15 protein-coding genes are annotated in these 21,321 nt (G+C 57.7%); all 15 read left to right on the top strand.

Annotated features, from left to right (window positions below):
* The first annotated feature begins 592 nt into the window (after positions 1-592).
* The 15 genes from H8S59_RS15415 (at position 593) to H8S59_RS15345 (ending at position 21,230) form a co-directional block, all read left to right on the top strand.
* Entirely contained in the window at positions 593-1,330 is a 738-nt protein-coding gene (locus tag H8S59_RS15415; protein ID WP_095095135.1) for a flagellar basal body rod protein FlgF, read from the top strand.
* 46 nt (positions 1,331-1,376) lie between these two features.
* Positions 1,377-2,165 carry a flagellar basal-body rod protein FlgG gene (gene flgG, locus H8S59_RS15410; protein ID WP_027898281.1) on the top strand — a complete coding sequence of 263 codons (789 nt, stop codon included), beginning with the start codon at positions 1,377-1,379 and terminating at the stop codon, positions 2,163-2,165.
* A 93-nt stretch (positions 2,166-2,258) separates the two neighbouring features.
* Positions 2,259-2,972, top strand: coding sequence for a flagellar basal body L-ring protein FlgH (gene flgH / locus H8S59_RS15405; protein ID WP_027898282.1), 714 nt, complete (start codon positions 2,259-2,261; stop codon positions 2,970-2,972).
* 13 nt (positions 2,973-2,985) lie between these two features.
* On the top strand, positions 2,986-4,095 hold the full coding sequence (locus H8S59_RS15400; protein WP_095094556.1) for a flagellar basal body P-ring protein FlgI: 1,110 nt from the start codon (positions 2,986-2,988) through the stop codon (positions 4,093-4,095).
* Between the two features lie 11 nt (positions 4,096-4,106).
* Complete coding sequence (gene flgJ / locus H8S59_RS15395) at positions 4,107-5,327, top strand: flagellar assembly peptidoglycan hydrolase FlgJ (protein ID WP_095094554.1); 1,221 nt, start codon at positions 4,107-4,109, stop codon at positions 5,325-5,327.
* Positions 5,328-5,337: 10 nt separating this feature from the next.
* Positions 5,338-7,383 (top strand): flagellar hook-associated protein FlgK, encoded by a 2,046-nt coding sequence (flgK, locus tag H8S59_RS15390; protein ID WP_187521972.1) that lies wholly within the window; start codon positions 5,338-5,340, stop codon positions 7,381-7,383.
* Positions 7,384-7,396: 13 nt separating this feature from the next.
* Complete coding sequence (locus H8S59_RS15385; protein WP_187521971.1) at positions 7,397-9,013, top strand: flagellar hook-associated protein 3; 1,617 nt, start codon at positions 7,397-7,399, stop codon at positions 9,011-9,013.
* 104 nt (positions 9,014-9,117) lie between these two features.
* Positions 9,118-12,711, top strand: a complete 3,594-nt coding sequence (locus H8S59_RS15380; protein ID WP_187521970.1) for a glycosyltransferase — start codon at positions 9,118-9,120, stop codon at positions 12,709-12,711.
* A 200-nt stretch (positions 12,712-12,911) separates the two neighbouring features.
* Entirely contained in the window at positions 12,912-13,685 is a 774-nt protein-coding gene (gene rfbF / locus H8S59_RS15375) for a glucose-1-phosphate cytidylyltransferase (protein ID WP_095094547.1), read from the top strand.
* Positions 13,667-14,749, top strand: coding sequence for a CDP-glucose 4,6-dehydratase (gene rfbG / locus H8S59_RS15370; RefSeq protein WP_187521969.1), 1,083 nt, complete (start codon positions 13,667-13,669; stop codon positions 14,747-14,749). The genes rfbF and rfbG overlap by 19 nt, the downstream gene beginning before the upstream one ends.
* Positions 14,746-15,306, top strand: coding sequence for a dTDP-4-dehydrorhamnose 3,5-epimerase family protein (locus H8S59_RS15365; RefSeq protein WP_187521968.1), 561 nt, complete (start codon positions 14,746-14,748; stop codon positions 15,304-15,306). Before rfbG ends, H8S59_RS15365 begins: the two co-directional genes overlap by 4 nt.
* The gene (locus H8S59_RS15360) at positions 15,303-16,529 is read left to right on the top strand and encodes a class I SAM-dependent methyltransferase (protein ID WP_187521967.1); all 1,227 of its coding nucleotides are present in this window, start codon (positions 15,303-15,305) and stop codon (positions 16,527-16,529) included. Before H8S59_RS15365 ends, H8S59_RS15360 begins: the two co-directional genes overlap by 4 nt.
* 5 nt (positions 16,530-16,534) lie before the next feature.
* A complete protein-coding gene (locus H8S59_RS15355) occupies positions 16,535-17,398 on the top strand; it encodes an NAD-dependent epimerase/dehydratase family protein (protein WP_187521976.1) in 864 nt (287 codons plus the stop codon).
* Between the two features lie 109 nt (positions 17,399-17,507).
* Positions 17,508-18,242, top strand: coding sequence for a cephalosporin hydroxylase family protein (locus H8S59_RS15350; protein WP_099267366.1), 735 nt, complete (start codon positions 17,508-17,510; stop codon positions 18,240-18,242).
* Positions 18,243-18,296: 54 nt separating this feature from the next.
* Positions 18,297-21,230 carry a glycosyltransferase family 2 protein gene (locus H8S59_RS15345; protein ID WP_187521966.1) on the top strand — a complete coding sequence of 978 codons (2,934 nt, stop codon included), beginning with the start codon at positions 18,297-18,299 and terminating at the stop codon, positions 21,228-21,230.
* Positions 21,231-21,321: the final 91 nt, after the last annotated feature.

Here is a 21,321-nt window from a genome sequence, read left to right as displayed (position 1 = left end):
CCGCATCGCAGCCTTCGGCAGCTCCTACAAAACAGCGGTAAAGTCCAACATCAGGTCGGCTGTCAGGCCGCTGCGCTTTTGACTTTGATCTCAGGCGCCCCGTTAAATCACGCTGGCCGAACGCAGATTCTGAACCGTGGGCAACCCGGCAGGACGCCGGGTTAGCCGCACCGGGCCATGGATGGCCCATTGCGGCGGCCCACGGTTCAGGATCTGCGGGCGGGTACACCGAGCACCAGCGAGGTGCCAAATGGTGGGGCAAGAGCGTTTTGCTTACTTTTGCGCTGTTCAAAAGTGAGGCGCTGTAAAAGCGCAACCAATATCAGCCGTCACCCCAACAACGGATATGTACACAAAAATCACTACATCAAAACACACAGCGTAGTTTTTTTGGCGGCCCATCCGACCCTTCGCAGGAAATGTGGCAATCCGCCGCCGCATTTTCATCCCGTGCTTCAGTCTCCACGACGAGCACGCCTGTTTTTGCTGAACAATCAGTGCTTTGTATCATCTCCGACAAGTTGGTCCGGATATTGCTATCTCCCTGTTAGAACAGCTACAGACGGCAAACGTCTGTCAGAGGAGGATGACTGTGGACAAGTTGCTTTACGTCGCGATGAGCGGTGCATCTGAAAACGCCGTTGCGCAAAAGGCTCATGCCAACAACCTGGCTAACGTCTCGACCAACGGCTTCATGCGTGACCTCGAACAGGCGCGTTCGATGCCGGTGTTTGGCGAGGTTCAGCCTTCCCGTGCCTATGCGATGAGCGAACGTCCCGGTACTGACTTCAGTGGCGGCGCAATGATCCAGACCGGTCGTGACCTCGATATTGCGGTCAAGGGTGATGGCTGGATTGCCGTTCAGACGCCCGATGGTGGCGAGGCTTATACACGCAGCGCAGGCATGAATATCGATGCCGTCGGTGTGCTTCGAGCTGGCAATGGTTTGCCGGTCATGGGCAACGGCGGTCCTATCGCCGTGCCGCCGCAGCAACAGATTGAAATCGGCGCCGACGGCACCATCAGCGTTCGCTCGCTGGGTGAGAGCGCTCAAGTGATGGCTCAGGTCGACCGTATCAAACTGGTCAGGCCAGATGTGGGCACCATGGAAAAAGGCGCAGATGGCCTGATCCACCTGAAGAGCGGTGCAGCGGCTCCAGCCGACGCCAACGTTCAGGTCGAGTCGGGCTTTTTGCAGGCGAGCAACGTCAATGCCGTGGAAGAAATGACTTCCGTTCTGGCCTTGTCCCGCCAGTTTGAATTGCACGTCAAGATGATGAAAACCGCTGAGCAGAATGACGAATCCGCCACGCGCATCTTGCAGGGCTAACCATTGACAGCTTGCGTCGATAAACCGACGCACGAGGAGAGAAAGAATGCTTCCTGCACTATATGTCGCGAAAACCGGTCTCGCCGCTCAGGACATGAACCTGACGACCATTTCCAACAACCTGGCAAACGTATCGACCACAGGCTTTAAAAGTGATCGCGCCGAGTTCCAGGACCTGCTGTATCAGATCAAGCGCCAGCCGGGTGCTCAGTCGACCCAGGACAGCGAATTGCCGTCCGGTCTGCAACTGGGTACCGGTGTGCGCATCGTCGGTACGCAGAAAAACTTCACCGCCGGTAGCCTGGAAACCACCGAAAACCCACTGGATATCGCAGTGAACGGTCGTGGCTTCCTGCAGATCATGCAGCCTGACGGCACTATCGCCTACACCCGTGACGGTACGTTTCACCTGGACGGCAACGGCCAGATCGTGACCGCCAATGGTTATGCGCTGGAACCCGCCATCGTCGTACCGCAGAACGCCCAGACCTTCACCGTGGGTCAGGACGGTACTGTTTCGATCACATTGGCCGGTGCGACTGCAACGCCACAGATTATCGGCAACATCCAGACGGCTGACTTCATCAACCCGGCGGGTCTGCAAGCGCAGGGCGGCAACCTGTTCCTGGAAACAGCATCCAGTGGTGCGCCGCAAGTCGGTACGCCTGGCCTGAACGGTCTGGGTACCACGCTGCAGAACACCCTTGAAGCATCCAACGTCAGCACCGTTGAAGAGCTGGTCAACATGATCACCACTCAACGTGCTTATGAGATGAACTCGAAAGTCATCTCGACGGCTGACCAGATGCTGCAGAACCTGACGCAGAATCTGTAACACCTTGATCGACCTGTTTGACCTGTTGCTCTACCCGCTCAATTCGATGAGGCGCCTGCCCGGCGCCAGTTACACCGCGAGGTTTTAAGTGTCATGAAACGGCTATCTGTTCTGCGGTTTTCTGTGTTGGTGGTGCCATTCTGTGGAATCGCTCTGCTGGCAGGCTGCGTTGCGCCTAATGCCAAGCCTAATGACCCTTATTACGCGCCGGTGATGCCGCGTACGCCATTGCCCGCAGCGGCAAACAATGGCTCGATTTATCAGGCGGGTTTCGAGCAGAACATGTATGGCGATCGCAAGGCTTTCCGGGTCGGCGACATCATCACTATTACCTTGTCGGAGCGGATGGCCGCGAGCAAGGCTGCAAGCTCGGGCATCTCCAAGAACAGCACGGCAAACATCGGCCTGACCTCGCTGTTCGGGTCGGGTCTGACCACCAACAACCCGATTGGCAGTAACGATTTGAGCCTCGGTGCTGGCTACAACGGCGCACGCACCACTGCCGGTGATGGCAAGGCTGCCCAGAGCAACAGCCTCACCGGTTCGGTCACGGTGACCGTTGCTGATGTCATGCCCAACGGCATCCTTGCAGTCCGCGGCGAGAAGTGGATGACGCTGAACACCGGTGACGAGCTGGTGCGTATCGCCGGCCTGGTTCGTGCTGACGACATTGCGACTGACAACACCGTTTCGTCCACTCGCGTGGCCGATGCGCGCATTACGTATTCAGGTACTGGTGCATTTGCCGATTCGAGCCAGCCAGGCTGGTTTGACCGGTTCTTCCTCAGCCCGTTGTTCCCTTTCTGATAGCGGGATAAACATGATCAATCTCAAGCAATTGCTCGCGGCAGCACTGCTGTTGTCTACCGCGTTCGGCGCTCATGCCGAGCGTTTGAAGGACATCGCCAGTATTTCCGGCGTACGGGCCAACCAGCTGATCGGTTATGGCCTGGTCGTGGGGCTTAACGGTACGGGTGACCAGACAACTCAGACCCCGTTTACCTTGCAGACCTTCAACAACATGCTGGCCCAGTTCGGCATCAAGGTGCCGGCCGGCTCCGGCACGGTGCAGTTGAAAAACGTCGCGGCAGTGGCGGTGTATGCAGACTTGCCTGCGTTCGCCAAACCAGGCCAGACCGTTGACATCACCGTGTCGTCGATCGGTAACTCGAAAAGCCTGCGGGGCGGTGCGCTGTTGATGACGCCGATGAAAGGTGTCGACGGTAACGTTTATGCCATCGCTCAGGGCAACCTGGTGGTCGGCGGCTTTGATGCCGAGGGCCGCGACGGTTCGAAAATCACGGTCAACGTTCCGTCATCCGGTCGTATTCCTGGCGGCGCTTCTGTTGAACGAGCAGTGCCGAGTGGCTTCAATCAGGGCAACACACTGACCCTGAACCTCAACCGTTCGGACTTCACCACCGCCAAGCGCGTGGTGGACAAGATCAATGACCTGCTCGGTCCTGGCGTTGCCCAGGCGCTGGATGGCGGTTCGGTGCGGGTGACCGCGCCGCTGGATCCGGGGCAGCGCGTTGACTATCTGTCAGTGCTGGAAAACCTTGAAATCGATCCGGGTCAGACTGCGGCCAAAGTCATCATCAACTCGCGTACCGGCACCATCGTGATCGGTCAGAACGTTAAGGTTTCGCCCGCTGCTGTGACTCACGGCAGCCTGACGGTGACCATCACCGAAGACCCGATCGTGAGCCAGCCAGGCGCACTGTCCGGTGGTCAGACGGCGGTGGTACCACGCTCCAAGCTTAATGCTCAGCAAGAGTTGCACCCCATGTTCAAGTTCGGTCCTGGTACCACGCTTGATGAGATCGTCCGTGCCGTTAACCAGGTGGGCGCTGCGCCCGGCGACTTGATGGCAATCCTTGAAGCATTGAAACAGGCCGGCGCCTTGCAGGCCGACCTGATCGTGATCTGAGGACACTGTTAATGGACATGCCCAAGAGCGCGGTTTCTTCAGGTATCGATTCAGGTGCGTACACCGACCTCAATCGCCTGAGCTCGTTGAAAACCGGTGATGTGAACAGCGATGCCAACCTGAAAAAGGTTGCGCAGGAGTTCGAGTCGCTGTTCGTCAGTCAGATGCTCAAGGCGATGCGTTCTGCCAACGAAGTGCTGGCCAAGGACAATCCGATGAATACCGCCGCAACCCGGCAGTATCAGGATATGTACGACCAGCAGATGTCCGTGACGTTGTCCGGGCGTGGCAATGGTATCGGCCTGCAAGACGTGCTGATGCGTCAGTTGTCCAAGACTCGCAACATGCACACGGCTGCTACAGCTGATGCGGCAAAAGGCGATGCTTCGACCGCTGCCAGCGGCCTGGCTGCCAGCGTTCAGCAACGGCCGTTGTGGGCAACCCGTTCAGCCTCAAGTGACAAGACCGCTGCAGTGGCAGAAGGGCGCAACGATGTGGCTGCGCTCAATTCCCGCCGCCTGGCATTGCCCAGCAAACTTACGGATCGTCTGCTGGCGGGCATCGTGCCGTCGGGTGCCACTGAGCTGTCGCCTGTTGCGCGCAGCAACGTCGCCAGTAAAAGCACGGGCAGCGGAAACGGCGACTGGACCATGGACCCGAATCTCGCGCCAGCGACCCCGCAATATGTGCGCAGTATTGCTCAGCCGCCTTTGGCTCCGGCCAAGCGTGCATTCGGCAATTCCGATGAGTTCATGGCGACCATGTTGCCGCTGGCCAAGGATGCTGCTGCGCGCATCGGCGTCGATCCGGCGATCCTGGTGGCGCAAGCCGCACTGGAAACCGGTTGGGGCAAGTCGATCATGCGTCAGCAGGACGGCAGCAGCAGTCACAACCTGTTCGGCATCAAGGCGACGGGTAGCTGGGACGGCAAGCAGGCGCGGGCAATTACCAGCGAGTTCCGTGACGGCAAGATGGTCAAAGAGACGGCGGACTTCCGTTCCTATGACTCCTACGCAGACAGCTTCCACGACCTGGTCAGCCTGTTGCAGAACAACAATCGCTATAAAGAAGTCGTGAATTCTGCCGATAACCCAGAACAGTTTGTAAAAGAATTGCAGAAGGCTGGATACGCTACGGATCCAGACTATGCCAGCAAGATTTCGCAGATTGCGAAACAGATGAAGAGTTACCAGAACTACGCCGCCACTACGGGCTCTTCCACGACTTTATAAGGTTTTAATCATGTCGCTGCTTTCAATTGGGTTATCTGGGCTGTCAGCAAGCAGTGCCGCGATGAACACCATCGGTAACAACACGGCCAACGTGGATACCGCGGGTTATTCGCGTCAGCAGGTCATGACCACTGCTTCGTTGCAGCAGAATCTGGGTGCTGGTTATATCGGCACCGGGACGACGCTGTCCGACGTTCGTCGGATCTACAACAGCTACATGGATGCCCAATTGCAAACCAGCACCGCGCTGAGTGCCGATGCGGTGGCTTACTCAGGGCAAGCGTCCCAGACCGATAAGTTGTTGTCGGACAGCGCCACCGGTATTGCTACGTCGCTGTCGCAGTTTTTCACCCAGTTGCAAGGGGTGTCGAAACTCGCTACCGACTCGAACTCCCGGCAACTATTTTTGACCCAGGCCAGCGCGCTCAGCGGTCGTTTCAACTCGATCAGCTCACAGCTCAGTTCGCAGAACGCTTCGGTTAACAGCCAGTTGTCTTCCACGGCGGATCAGGTCAACAAGCTGTCGTCGACCATTGCCTCGCTCAACAAGCAGATCACGTCGGCGACGGCGACCGGCGCGACACCTAATACCATGCTCGACTCGCGTAACGAGGCCGTGCGCCAGCTCAATGAGCTGGTCGGTGCCAAGGTGGTCGAGAACAACGGCAGCTACGACGTTTACATCGGTACCGGGCAGTCGCTGGTTACAGGCAACACCGCCTACACCATGACGGCTTCACCGAGCGCTACCGATCCGCTGCAATACGGCCTCAAGCTGACTTACGGCACCGCGAATGTAGATGTCACGTCGGTCATCACTGGCGGCAGTATCGGTGGTCTGCTGCGTTACCGCAGCGAGGTATTGACCCCGGCGACCAACGAGCTCGGCCGGGTTGCACTGGTGCTGTCCGATCAAGTCAACAGCCAGTTGAATCAGGGTATCGACGCTAACGGTAACTTTGGCTCCAACCTGTTCAGCAGCATCAATGATCCGAGTCAGATCAGCCAGCGCAGCATCGGTCGTGCAACCAACACTGCCGGTTCAGGCAATCTTGATGTCACGATCACTGACACCAGCAAATTGACCTCCAGCGATTACGAGGTTGTTTTTAACGACGCCGGTGACAACAAGAAATTTATTGTTCGTTCTTTGCCGGACGGTACTTCTGTCGGCAGCGGCAGTCTGGATGACAATCCGCCCAAGCAGTTCGATGGCTTCTCGGTCAGCCTGAATGGCAACGCTATGGGGTTCGGTGACAGCTTCAAGTTGACGCCGACCCGCAATGCGGCGGCACAGTTGTCAACCGTGATTTCCGATCCGCGCAGTCTTGCTGCTGCTGCACCGCTGACGGCGACCGCCGCTGCCAACTCCGGTACCGGTACGTTTACCCAGCCGACACTCACGACTAAATCGGACATCTACGACACGGCCGCAACAGCGGACCTGCGTAACGCAATCACCACCTCCACGCCGATGAAACTGCTGTTCGGCACGGCATCAGGGGGTGTTCAGAGCTATCAGTTGCTGGACGCTCAGGGCAACGCGGTGCTGGACAAGAACGGTAGCGCCATCACTGGCAATATTGTGCCAGGGCAAAGCAACACGCTGACCTTTAATGTGGGTTACACCGATTCTGCCAGCGCTGCTCAGTCCTTTTCGGTCGAGATGACCATCGCGGGGGCGCCCAACAACAATGATGCCTACAACATTGGCCTGACCGGCGCGGGTTCTGCCGACAACCGCAATGCGACCGACTTGTTGGCTCTGCAGACCAAACAGACGGTGGGTGTCAACGGTACGGTCGGACAGAGCATGTCTGGCGCTTACGGAACGCTGGTTTCAAACGTCGGTTCGGCGGCTGCTCAGGGGCTTAGCGATACCACAGCGACTGCCGCACTGTTGACCCAGTCAAAAAACTCACGCGATGCGATATCCGGCGTTTCCCTCGATGAGGAAGCCGCCAACCTGATCAAGTATCAACAGTACTACACGGCGTCTTCGCAGATCATCAAAGCGGCGCAGTCCATTTTCAGCACGCTGATCAACAGTCTTTAAGGGGGCGTAATCCATGCGTATTTCAACTGCTCAGTTTTACGAAACCAGTACCGCCAATTACCAGCGTACCTATGCCAAGGTGAACCAGACGGGCGAAGAGGTCGCCAGCGGGATCAAGCTCAATACTGCTGCCGATGATCCGGTGGGTGCTGCGCGAGTGCTGGAGTTGTCCCAGCAAAACTCGATGCTGACTCAGTACGGTGCCAACATCAGTACCATTGGCACCAATGTGACCAAGTCCGAGACGGCCTTGAAGAGTATTCAGAATTCGCTGCAAAGGGCGTCGGAACTGATTATTGCCGCAGGTAACGGTACTTACACAGACAACGACCGTAAATCCGCCGCTGACGAATTGAAAGCGGTGCAGACCCAGATTCTGGGGCTCATGAACAGCCAGGACGCCAACGGCGAGTACCTGTTTTCCGGCTCGAAGACGTCAACAGCACCGTACTCCCTGAATTCGGACGGCACGTACTCTTACAACGGCGACCAGACTTCCATCAACCTCGCCATTGGCGACGGCTTGAGTGTGGCCAGCAATACCACCGGCTGGGATGCTTTCGAGACGGCAGTCAACAGCACGCGCACCTCGTCGACTCTGACCTCACCGGCAACCAATGACGGCAAGATCAGCCTGTCCGGGGGGAGTGTCGCCTCCAGCGCTACCTACTCGGCGGAGTACCTGGCAGGACAGCCTTACGAGCTGACCTTTCTGAGCAGTACGCAGTACAAGATCACGAGTCTTGCGACCAACACTGATGTCACTATTGATGCCAGCAGCGGGGGGAATTTCTCTTCGGCAAATGCTGCGTCCCAGACGATCAATTTTCGTGGCGTACAGTTGTCGCTCAATGTGAACCTTACGGATGCCGAACGGGCGGATCCGGCGCTTGCCGATGCAGCTATTGCCGGGCCTCCTGAGCGTACCTTCACTCTGGCTGCCACGACAGACAAAATCAGCACCACGCGCAGCAACGGCAACACGTCCGGTGCAGTGATTACCGGTGCAGCGGTGGGTAGCAGTGCCGCAGAGATGGCAGCGTATAACAATACGTTCCCTGCCGGTGGCGCGGTCCTCAAGTTCACCTCGGCTACCGACTATGCGTTGTATGCCTCGCCGATCACCAGCAGCAGCACGCCGGTTTCCAGCGGTACGATGACGCTGACGCCACCGAACACGACCATCAGTGCTTCCGGGATCAACTTCACGATCAATGGCACGCCAGATATCAATGACCAGTTTGTGGTCAAGGGCGGCACTCAGAAGACCCAGAACGTACTCAATACCCTGTCGTCGGTGATCACTGCGCTGAGCACGCCAGCCGATGGCAATCCAGTGGCTGGTCAGAAATTGCAGGCTGCTCTGGATTCTGCTCTGGGTAACATCGCCAGCGGTACCGAGAGGGTTTCCACTGCCATTTCCGCTGGTGGTGCCCGTCAGGCCAGTGCCGATGATCAAGGTGTGACCAATGATCTGCTCAAAGGCAACAACAAGCTGGAACAGGGCAAAATTACCGACTCCGATCCGGTTGATGCCATCGGGCGTTTGACCATGCAGCAAACCATGCTGACGGCTTCGCAGTTGGTATTTACCAAGCTTGCACAGTTGAACCTGTTCAGTCAGTTGTAAGTGCAACGCCGCAGAAATGCGGCGCATCGCCGAGCAAACCGTCTTTTTTCAGCGGTTAAGGGGCTTGATCCGTAAGGCAGGCCCGCCGCTCGTGAGTATGTCCAGTGAATCCAGCTCCTCTTGTCAGCATTGTCATCCCCGCCTATAACCCGCGCTTTTTCAACGCTGCACTGGTCAGTGCCCTGCACCAGACGTATTCCAATCTTGAAGTCATCGTCTGTGATGACAGTCGTGGCAGCGAAATCAAGGCGATTTTTGATTCGTTTAGCGATGCTGCGAGCGTCAGTCTGCGCTATGTGCGTAATGCTGAACATCTGGGTCTGACGGGTAATCTGCAGGTTTGCCTCAATGAGGCTCAGGGCGAGTTCATCAAGTTTTTCTGCGACGACGATTTGTTGTTTCCCGGCTGCATCGAGATTCAGGCCAATGCGCTGATTGAGCACTCCGATGCAAGTCTGGTTACCGCGCAGCGAATGCTTTGGGATGCAGACAACATAGTGCTTCCGCAGCGTCTGGAAAATGACGTGCTTTGTCCGGAAAGTTCGATTCTCAAGGGCGATGATCTGCTGGCGATTATCGAGTCGTACCCGGTCAATTTCCTGGGTGGGTTCAGCAGTACGTTGTTTCGTCGCGCCGATATTCAGGAGCTGTTGCCCGCCCTGACCCAGCCGGATCATTGCTTTGTCGCGAGTCTGGATTTTGCTTTGTATATTTGCCTCTTGCGCCGTGGCAATCTGGTGCTGCTCAACGATATCCTCAGCGTTGAGCGGCTGTACCAGGATCGCTTGAGCGCACAGCCCTCAATGAAGGACGCGGTGCGGGGTGAGCGCGACTGGTTGCGGCAAATGCTCAAAGGGCGCAGCGGTGAGTCGGCGCCAGCCCATGGCTGGGTTCGGTATTTACCGCTAAAGCGGGCCGACGAGGCTCCGCGTGTCTGGGAAGAAATTTGCCTCGGTCGTTCCATGGGGACCCGGCAGAGTACGCTTCCCTGGCGGGTCGGTATCAAGGCGCAGAGTTTTTCCGAGCTGTACGAGCAATGGCTGGCGTGTCGCTCCCTCTCCGAGGTTCAGCGCAACCTTTTGCCGGAGACGCTGGATAGCTGGTCCTGGCTGCCCAAGATCGTTCCGGTGATCATTGATGATCAGTTCACTGGCGGCGAGCTGGCGGTGACCCTGCAGAGCCTCGAAGCACAGGAATATCCGCCGCATCTGGTGCTGGTACTTTCCCGCAGCTGTACCGAGACGCTGCTGGAGGGTAATACGCTGCGCATGCCGCTGCAGAAAAACTGGCAGCAACAGCTCAATGAGGTTTTGGGGCCGCTGCAGGGTGCTGACTGGTTTTATCTGCTACAGGCGGGTGACCGGGTTATCGCGCCAGCGTTGCTGGTGATGGCCGAGCGGATTGTCGCCTTTGCCGATACCTTGTGTCTGTACAGTGATGAAGGCGGGCTCCGTGACACCGAGTCTGTAGACCCTATCTTCAAGCCTGATTTCAATCTGGATTTGCTGCGCAGTTACCCCTATGTGGGTCGAACGCTGGCCTTTAACCGCGAGCAGTTCCTTGCCGTCGGTGGTTTTGATGGGGGCTGTGGGGAGTTGGCGCCTCACGATGTGCTCTGGCGTCTGGTGGAAACCCATGGTACCCAGGTGGTGGAGCATATCAGCGATATTCTGGTGGAGGCGCCGTTGGGCCTCGCCGGCTGGCTTGCCCAGCCAGAAGTCGTCGAGCAGAACCCTGCCGTACTGCGCGCGCACCTTCAGCGTCTGGGGGTTGCGCATGATCTGCGCCATGGCAGCATGCCGCTGATCAACCGGATTGATTACCGGCACGCAGAACGCCCACTGGTGTCGATCATCATCACCTGCAAGGATCAGATAGCGGCCTTGCAGCGCTGTGCAGAAAGTCTGCTGGAAAAAACGGCCTACACCGAATACGAGTTATTGCTGGTGGACAACGGCAGCGAGCAACCTGGCACCCTGGTCTGGCTGGAGGCCATGGCGCAGTTAGGCAGTGACAAGTTGCGCGTGTTGAGTTACCCGGAGCAGGGCAACACTGCTGCTCTGTACAATTTTGCTGCCGAGCACGCGCGGGGCGATTACCTGTTGATGCTCAACTGTTTTGCGGTGGTGACCGAATCAGACTGGCTCGATGAGTTGCTCAATCACGGGCAGCGTCCTGAAGTCGCGGTCGTGGGGGCGAAGCTGTTCAGTCCTTCTGGCGCGGTCGTGCACGCAGGGTTGATTCTTGGGCTGCAGGGTCCGGCCAGTTCAGCGTTTAACGGTATCGCCGGTCATGCGGCTGGCTACATGCACCGTTTGCAGGTCGCCCATGATCTCAGTGCGGTCGCTGCTGATTGCCTGCTGGTGCGCAAGCAGGTGTTTGATGAGGTAGGCGGGCTGGATGAGCTGAGTTTTACCAGCACTCTTGGCGACGTGGACCTCTGTCTGCGAATCCGCCAGAAAGGTTACCTGGTGGTCTGGACGCCTTACGCTCAACTGGCGTTGGGCAACCGACCAGCAACTGTCGATGCCGGGCTGGAGCAGCGCAAAGCGACAGAGACGGCGACTTACTACAAGCGTTGGTTGCCGATCATTGCCCGGGACCCGGCTTATAACGTAAACCTGTCGCTCAATACCTTGGGTGGCGGCAGTTTTGGTCTCGACCCTGGCTTGACTAACGGTTGGCGTCCGTTCGTGCGCAAGACGCTGCCCGTCGTTGCTGCGATACCCATCAATGCTGGCGCCGTTGGGCATTACCGGGTGATTCAGCCACTGGCCGAGCTGCAGGCCGCAGGCAGGGCGACAGGACAGGTTTACTACTCCGCGCCGTCGACGATCGAACTGGCGCGGCTGGATCCGGACGTGATCATCCTGCAATGTCGCTACAGTGAAGGCACGATCAAGGAAATCGAGCCCATGAAAACTTACTCCAGGGCGCGGCGCATCTATGAAATTGATGACTACGTCATACAGTCAACGAAGAAAAACCTGCATGCCCGCAACAAGCCCGAGCGGGAAGAAATGGAGCGTATGGTGCGCCGTGCAATTGGTCTGTGTGATCGCGTAGTAGTCACCACCGAGTCGTTGGCCGATGCGCTGTCGAGCATGCACACCGATATCCGGGTAGTGCCGAACATGCTTGACGCGTCCATGTGGAGCAATCTTCACAGTCGGCGCCGGACGTCCAAAAAGCCGCGGGTGGGTTGGGGCGGCGGCACCAGTCACAGCGGTGACCTGGAGATTATTGCCGAGGTTGTTCGCGAGTTGGCTGACGAAGTGGAGTGGGTGTTCTTTGGCATGTGCCCCGATGAGTTGCGTCCTTATATCCATGAGTTCCACGGCGTTATCGGTCTGGATGGCTACCCGGCCAAACTGGCCAGCCTGAACCTTGACCTGGCGCTTGCACCACTGGAGTTCCACATCTTCAACGACTGCAAAAGTAATCTTCGTCTGCTTGAGTACGGCGCTTGCGGGTATCCGGTGGTGTGTACCGACACCGCCGCCTATCGTGGTTATCTGCCCTGCACCCGGGTGAAGAGCAACAGCACCCAGGAATGGCTGGAGGCTATTCGTATGCATCTCGCTGACCCTGAGGCCAGTTATCGTATGGGTGACCAGCTAAGAGAGATGGTGCTCCGGGACTTCGTTCTGCGTGGCGATAACCTCGAGCATTGGGTCAACGGCTGGTTTGCCGATTGACACCTCCCGCATGATCTTATGACGCTGGCCTGGGCAATCCAGGCTGGCGCGCTTCCTGCATATTCCCCTCCATATCGTCATAAAACGTGTATTTGCGCCAGCCGATGAGCGCTATCCCGGTAGCGTTGACGGTTTGTCCAGATGGTTTGCAAAGCCCCCGAAAGCTTGACGGGGCCCTGTGAAGTGGAAGAGGGGATGAGATGAAGGCAGTAATTCTGGCCGGTGGGCTGGGGACAAGGATCAGCGAAGAGTCGCATCTCAAGCCCAAGCCGATGATCGAAATCGGCGGAAAGCCAATTCTCTGGCACATCATGAAGCAGTACTCCGCTCACGGCATTAACGACTTCGTGATTTGCCTGGGCTACAAGGGCTACGCGATCAAGGACTTCTTCGCCAACTATTTCCTGCATACCTCTGACGTCACCTTCGACATGTGCAACAACCGCATGGACGTCCACCAGAATTACAGCGAACCCTGGCGCGTGACCCTGATCGATACCGGTGAGGAGACCATGACCGGTGGGCGCCTGCGCCGTGCTGGCCGCTATCTGGAAAACGAAGAAGCCTTTTGCTTCACCTACGGCGACGGTGTTTCTGATCTAAACATCAGCGCTCTGGTGGACTTTCATCTCTCTCACAACAAGCTCGCGACGGTAACTGCCGTCCAGCCGCCAGGACGTTATGGTGCTCTGGAGCGCGATGGCGACCTGGTGCTCGGTTTTTCCGAAAAGCCTCGTGGTGATGGCGGCTGGATCAACGGTGGGTTCTTTGTGTTGTCACCCAAAGTGTTGCCGCTGATCTCCGGTGACGATACAACCTGGGAAGCCGAACCCCTGATGGGCCTCGCCGCGCGTGGAGAACTGAAGGCTTTCCAGCACGAAGGTTTCTGGCACCCCATGGACACCCTGCGTGACAAGAACCACCTGGAGCAACTGTGGCAGAGCGGGGAGGCCCCATGGAAGCAGTGGGGCTGAGTTCACAGTTCTGGAGCGGCAAGCGCGTTCTGTTGACCGGTCACACGGGGTTCAAAGGCAGCTGGCTGGCGTTGTGGCTGAAAAGCATGGGCGCCAGCGTCACGGGCTTTGCCCTTGAGCCCGTCACCGATCCAAGCCTCTTCGAGCTGGCCGGGGTTGCCGAAGGTATCAATGACCAGCGCGGTGATCTACGTGATCTGGGGGCTCTGCTGGAAATCATCGCCGAGACCCAGCCGGAAATCGTCCTGCATCTCGCTGCGCAACCGCTGGTGCGTGAAGGTTATCGCGATCCACTGGGGACTTATTCCAGCAATGTCATGGGCACGCTCAATGTGCTTGAAGCCATTCGCCAGGTCGGCGGTGTGCGCGCTTGTGTGCTGGTCACCACCGACAAAGTCTATGCGAATCAGGAATGGCTCTGGCCGTACCGCGAGAACGAGCCGCTGGGCGGGCATGACCCGTACAGCAGCAGCAAGGCCTGTTGCGAGTTGCTTGCCCAGTCTTATGCGGCTTCGTTTTTTCCGGCAGAGCGTTACGCCGAACACGGCCTGGCGCTGGCCACTGCCCGTGCAGGTAACGTGCTGGGCGGTGGCGATTTTGCACCGGAGCGCCTGATTCCCGATGTACTCAAGGCCTGGTCGGCCAATGAGCCGGTGACCTTGCGTTATCCGCAGGCGGTGCGCCCTTGGCAGCACGCGCTGGAGCCGCTGGCTGGCTATCTGTTGCTGGCAGCCGGGTTGTATCAGCAGGGTCCGGATTTTGCCGGGGCGTGGAACTTCGGTCCTGGCGATGCGGACATGTGCAGCGTCGGCGAAGTGGTCGAACTGCTTGCCCGTCGCTGGCCTCAGGCCCCGGGCTTGCGTATCGAGCCGACTGATCTGCATGAAGCCGGTCTCTTGCGCCTGGACAGCAGCCGTGCCCGGCAGATGCTGGACTGGAAACCTCGCTGGTCGTTGCAGCAATGTCTGGAGCAGACGCTGGACTGGCACTTGGCGTGGAAGGCTGGCAAAGACATGCGTGAGGTGACCCTCACTCAATTGAATCTGTATCGGGGGTCGCATTGAGCGAGTTCATGTTGCATGCGTTGCCGCTGGAAGGGTTGTTCAGTGTTCAGCACAAACACCATGCCGATGAGCGCGGACATTTCTCGCGACTGTATTGCGAAGGCAGTCTGAGCCTGTTTGGCCAGCCGTTTCATATTCGCCAGATCAACCATTCCTGTACCCGCGAGCGCGGGACTGTGCGCGGCCTGCATTATCAGAATGCCAGCCTGCCGGAAGCCAAGTTGATCAGTTGTCTGCGGGGGGAAGTCTGGGATGTCGCGGTGGATCTGCGTCCCGATTCGGCGACCTTCCTCCACTGGCATGCCGAATACCTGCGAGCGGGTGACGGCCGCAGCCTGCTGCTGCCGGCCGGTTTTGCCCATGGCTTTCAGGCCATGACCGACGACGCCGAATTACTGTATTTGCACAGCGCCGATTACACGCCGGGTCACGAAGGCGGACTCAGCGTGCACGACCCACGCCTGAGTATCCCCTGGCCGCTGCCCGTCAAGAATCTGTCGGGAAGAGATCTTTCGCATCCCTTGCTGGATGCCCAATTCGCCGGAGTGCGTTTATGAATTGCCGTGGGTGCGGTGCAGCTTTGAGTCTGCCGCTGATTGATCTGGGCACTTCGCCGCCTTCCAATGCCTATTTGCGGGCAGAGCAACTGGACAGCGCCGAGCAGTGGGTGCCATTGAAAGTCCAGGTCTGTCAGTCCTGCTGGCTGGTGCAGACCGAGGACTACACGCGGGCCGACAGCCTGTTTGATGCCGATTACGCTTACTTCAGTTCTTTTTCCAGTACCTGGCTGGAGCATGCCGAGCACTACGTGGCGACCATGGTCGAGCGTTTTGGCTTGAATGAGCAGAGCCGGGTCGTGGAAGTCGCGGCCAACGATGGTTACCTGTTGCAGTATGTAGCCCGACGCGGGATTGCCTGTCTGGGGGTCGAGCCGACCCACAGCACAGCGCAGGCAGCGAGGGCCAAAGGCCTGGATATTCGCGAGCTGTTTTTTGGCCGTGAGAGCGCTTCGCAGTTGTTGGAGCAGGGCTGGGCTGCTGACTTGATGGCCGCCAACAACGTGTTGGCCCATGTGCCGGACATCAATGATTTCCTGAGCGGTTTCGCCATCTTGCTCAAACCCAGCGGCGTGGCAACTTTCGAGTTTCCTCATCTGCTGACGTTAATGGCAGGCGCGCAATTCGACACGCTGTATCACGAGCACTATTCCTACCTCTCGCTCACTGCGGTGCAGATCCTGTGCGAGCGTAATGGCCTGAGCGTGTTCGACGTCAGTGAACTGCCCACTCATGGCGGCTCGCTTCGGGTCTTCGTGCAGCGCGCCGACGGTGGACAGCATGATCAGATGCCCGCTGTGCAGCGTGTACTTGAGGCCGAGTTGAACACTGGGGTGAAAACCGCGCAGTTCTATACCAGCCTCGCTCCGGCTGCCGAGCGTATCAAGCATGAGTTGCTGCGCTTCCTGCTGCAGGCCAAGGCCGATGGCAAGCGCGTGGTCGGCTACGGCGCGGCGGCCAAGGGCAACACTCTGCTCAACTACGCGGGCATCAAGCCCGATCTGTTGGCCTGGGTCGCTGACGCCAGCCCCCACAAGCAAGGCAAGTTCCTGCCGGGCAGTCGCATTCCGGTGGTCGAGCCTGAGCGTATCGCGCTGGAAAAGCCTGATTACGTATTAGTGCTGCCCTGGAATCTGATCGACGAGATCATCGGGCAGTTCGCGGGTGTGAACAGCTGGGGAGGGCGTTTTGTCGTGGCTATTCCAGAGTTGAAAGTCCTGTGACGGGCTTGCATGTACTGGTCACCGGTGCCACCGGGTTTGTCGGCCGCCATGTTGTCAGCGCTTTGCTGAACAAAGGCTGCCGTGTCCGCGCCGTTGCCCGCAATGCTCAAGTCGCACAAAGCATGCCGTGGATAAAGAACGTTGAGTTCGTCAGCGCGGATATTCACGCTGATGATCTCGATGTGGCGGCGCTCACCAAGGGTATCGATGCCCTCGTGCATCTGGCCTGGCCAGGCCTGCCTAACTACCAGGGTTTGTTTCATTTCGAGCAGAACCTGTTCGCCGACTACCGCTTTATCAAAGCTGTCGTTGAGGCCGGTATCGGTCAGGTGATGGTGACGGGTACCTGCTTCGAGTACGGCATGCAAAGCGGTGCCCTGGATGAAAACGCCGTGGCTCAGCCGACCAATCCCTACGGCCTTGCTAAAAACACCTTGCGTCTGTTTCTGGAAAGTTTGCAGCGGCAGCAGGCTTTCACGCTGCAATGGGTTCGCCTGTTCTATCTGCACGGTGAGGGGCAAAACAGCAACAGTCTGCTGGCCAGCCTTGACCGGTCGATCGATGCCGGTGACAGCTCTTTCAACATGTCGGCGGGTGACCAGTTGCGCGACTACCTGGCCATTGACGTGGCTGCCGACAATGTTGTCGGCGTGCTGCACTGCCGGGATTTCTCGGGCGTCGTCAATTGCGCCAGCGGCCAGCCGATCTCGGTTCGGGCGCTGGTCGAGCAGCGGTTGCGGGAGAGGGGAGCCTCATTGCATTTGAATCTGGGGCATTACGGTTATTCCCCCCATGAACCCATGGCGTTCTGGGGTGACAACAAGCGGCTGTTGGGACTCTTGAGTGAAGGGCGGCAGGGCGCTGAATAACGGCTGTTGAGCGCCACCATGCGCGCCGGTTCGCGTCGGCACATTGGCAAGATTTTTCTCGCAAGGCCTCTGGCTATTGGTTCAACTCATCTTTATCGAGAACAGAAAAATGACGGATACAGCACTGCAAGTATTCCAGCGTGAATGCGACGAGCAAGTTAACGACCAGGGCCAGGACCAGAAGCTCAAGGCCCTTGCCCAAGAGTTTTACAACGAGTCGGCACGGCACAAATACACCTATCACTTTTCCTGGATGGGCCGTCCGATCATTCAGTTGCCTCAAGACATGATGGCGATGCAGGAACTGATCTGGCGCATCAAGCCGGATCTGGTCATCGAATGCGGCATCGCTCATGGCGGTTCCATCATCTATTACGCTTCCCTGCTTGAGCTGCAAGGACATGGTGAAGTGCTGGGTATCGACCGTGATATTCGCCCGCACAACCGCGAGGCCATTGAAAGCCACCCGATGAGCAAGCGTATCCAGATGATCGAGGCCTCCAGCATTGATCCGGCAACTGCCGAGCAAGTGCGCGCTATCGCGGCGGGCAAGAAAGTCATCGTGGTGCTGGACTCCAATCACACTCACGAGCACGTGCTTGAAGAGTTGCGTCTTTATTCCCCGCTGGTTTCCGTGGACAGCTATTGCGTGGTGATGGATACGGTGGTGGAAGACATGCCCGAGGACGCGTTCCCGGATCGGCCATGGGGCAAGGGCGACAACCCGAAGACCGCCGTCTGGGCCTACCTCAAGGAAAACGCCGATTTTGTGATCGACGAATCGATTCACAACAAATTGCTGATCACTGTGGCGATGGACGGTTATCTGCGTCGGGTCCGCTAGTCGTTGAACGCAAAGTCATTGAATCCTTTATCGCCTGTTGCACGGGGACTATTTATGCAAGGCCAGCACCTTACCAGCCATCGCCCGCCGTTGAGTGAACAGCTTACGCTGGTGATCATCAGTCACAATCGTCCGGCTTTTCTGCGTCGGGCGTTGCGCTACTATCAGACGCTGCCTTGCAGGATTCTGGTACTGGACTCATCTGCCGAGAAAGCAACGGATTTGCCGACGCAAACGGTTGCCGACATCGACTATCAGTACCTGCCGCAGTTTGGTTATTGGGGCTTGCAGACCAAGCTGGTCTACGGAGTTCCGCTGGTTTCCACGCCTTACATGGTATTTGTCTCGGATGACGACTTCATCCTGCACGACACGTTGCAGGCTTCGGTAGATTTCCTGCATGACAACCCTGACTACGGCATGTGTCACGGCTATTGCCTGATGTATGCGTCCTTGGGCAAACACGTCAAATACTTCCGTCGCGACAAGAAGATTCAGGAAGACTACTGCTCTGATCTGGCCCAGGAACGTGTTGTCGAGTTCATGGGGCAGTTCGTGCCGCCTTTCTATGCCGTTACCCGCACTTCGCTACTGCAGGAGTGGTACGCCACACTGCCGGAAAATACCTCGATGCAGTGGCAGGAAATTGGCCATGCGTATTTCCTGTTGGCCTCTGCCAAGGCGCGAGTTCTGAATGCACCGTACGTGGTGCGGGAAATCAACGTCGGAACTTCTGAGCACAAGACAGAGGTGTCTCACTCCCTGCTGTTTACCGATGAGCAATCGGTCAGGGAGCGTGAAGCGTTTATTGATTTCTGTGCGTCACTGCCTGCGGACATGAAGGACCTCAGCGCTGAGCAGCGCCGCCAAGTGGTGGTGGATGGCTTTACCGCGATGGGCCAATGCCTGCTGACTCGTCGCTCCCTGACCAACGAATTGATTTTTGAATCAACCTGGAATGTTCCAGAGGCGGGGCCGGAGCGTCGTTTTGGTCCCCTGCAGTACATGGAAATGCCCTATTACAACCAGGCATTCTTCGACCAGTTGACCGAAATCGAGTTTTTCCTGCATGCGATGCCAGCAGCGCGCGTACAGCTTGAAGCCCTGGAAGGTATATGGGCCTTGCAGGAAGAGCTATTAACCGTTCGCGGCAATGACACCGCCGAGACGCAGATCCCGCGTCTGTGGGACGCGATGCAACTCAATGCGTTCAACCGTCGGGTGGTCAAACAACTGGCGCATCAGCTTGAGCTTAATCAGGAACACGACCGTTCGCGCGATATGCTTGCCTGGGCTGAGCGTCTTGATTCTATTTATGAATATGACAACCAGCAGACGTTCGCCGGCATGCAATCTGGCCGCCTGCTGAAGTGGCTGGCACCCCGTACTCCAGGTATCGAGGAGCAAGGCGCGATAGGTCACTATCTCAAGACCAAAGGCGCGCCGCCGCAATTTGGTCTGTTGGTACTCAATCTCGACAACGATATCCATAAGTTGCAGATCACGCTCGACAGCCTGGTCGAAGGTCTCTACAAGGGCTTCAAGGTGGTGGTGTTCACGACCGATGAACCGCCGAGTGCGACGACGTTCGGCAGCACGCTGCACTTCGTCAAAGTCACCCAGAACAACTATGTCGAGAAACTCAACCAGATTGCTCGCCAGCTATCCACGGACTGGCTGATGATGGCAGAAGCCGGTGACCAGTTCACAGCGGCCGGCCTGTTGCTGGCCGGCCTTGAGTTGCTGGCCGCTCCCGAGTGCCGCGCCGTCTGCGCCGACGAAATTCATCGTCAGGCAAACGGGGCGTTGCGGGATATCTTCCGACCAGGCTTCAACCTGGATCTGCTGCAAAGCATTCCGTCATTGATGGCCCGCCACTGGCTGATCCGTCGTGATGTGCTGATGGAGGCCGGGGGTTACTCTGCTGAATTCACCGACGCGCTGGAATTCGACCTACTGTTGAGAATTATCCAGCAAGGCGGTCTGGGCTGGCTGGCTCATCTCGATGAGCCGTTGATGATTTGTGATACGCCGTCGACTACTGAGAATACTCAAGAGCGGCTGGCATTGACTCGCCATTTGAGTGCTCGTGGCTATAAGGCGCAGGTCACGTGCGAGGCCAACGGTATCCATCAAATCGACTATCGCCACACCGAGCGTCCACTGGTGAGCGTGATCCTGCATGGCGAGGTCGAGCTTGAGTCACTTCAGCGTTGCGTGGTCAGCATTTTGCAACGCACCCGATACCTGCGCTTTGAAGTATTGGTGGCCGCTCATCAGGGCATGGCACCGCAAATGCTGGAATGGCTGGGTCAACTGGAACAGCCTGGCGGCCGGGTGCGGGTGCTTGAGGTAGAGGCGGAGCTTAGCCCCTCAGCGTTGTGCAACGCCATGGCGGCTCAGGCCCGGGGCGAATATCTATTGTGGCTGGCTGCGGACAGTGAGGTGGTGGGTCCGAACTGGATAGGCAACCTGCTCAACCAGGCCCAGCGTCCCGAGGTCGGTGTGGTGGGTGCCAGACTGACAGATGCAGAAGGCAAGATCACTCAGGCTGGCTTGATTCTGGGCTTGAATGGCGGTGTAGGCTCGCCATTTATTGGCCTGGATTCGGAGGAGTCGGGTTATATGCGTCGTCTGCAGGTGACGCAAAACTACTCGGCCGTTTCGGCGGCGTGTCTGATGGTGCGCAAGGAACTGTTTGATGAGGTGGGTGGTTTTGACGAAGGTGATTTCGCGCAGGCCTTCAGTGATGTCGATCTTTGTCTGAACATTGGTCAGCTCGGTTTCATGACGGTATGGACGCCGCAGGCGCATATCTGTCATTCGGGTGTTCTGCCGGACGCGCCGCAGGCTCTTGCGACTTTGAAGGGCAAGTGGGCTGGGCAATTCGAGCATGATCAGGCTTACAACAAGAACCTGTCTTTGGTCGGTAAGGGCTTTACTCTGAGCGAGCCGAGCGGTGTGAACTGGTCGCAGTTGTTTGTCTAGTTCTTCGTGAGTCCTGACGCCCTTGCGATGTTTGTGGGGGCGTTTTGGTTTACTCGGGCTTCAGTGTACATATCCGTTACCGTAGTCATGG

Origin of the sequence: Pseudomonas folii (assembly GCF_014357575.1) — a bacterium.
Classification (GTDB): Bacteria; Pseudomonadota; Gammaproteobacteria; order Pseudomonadales; family Pseudomonadaceae; genus Aquipseudomonas; species Aquipseudomonas folii.
Note: the sequence above shows the minus strand (reverse complement) of the source record. Positions and strands in the feature narration are given on the sequence as shown.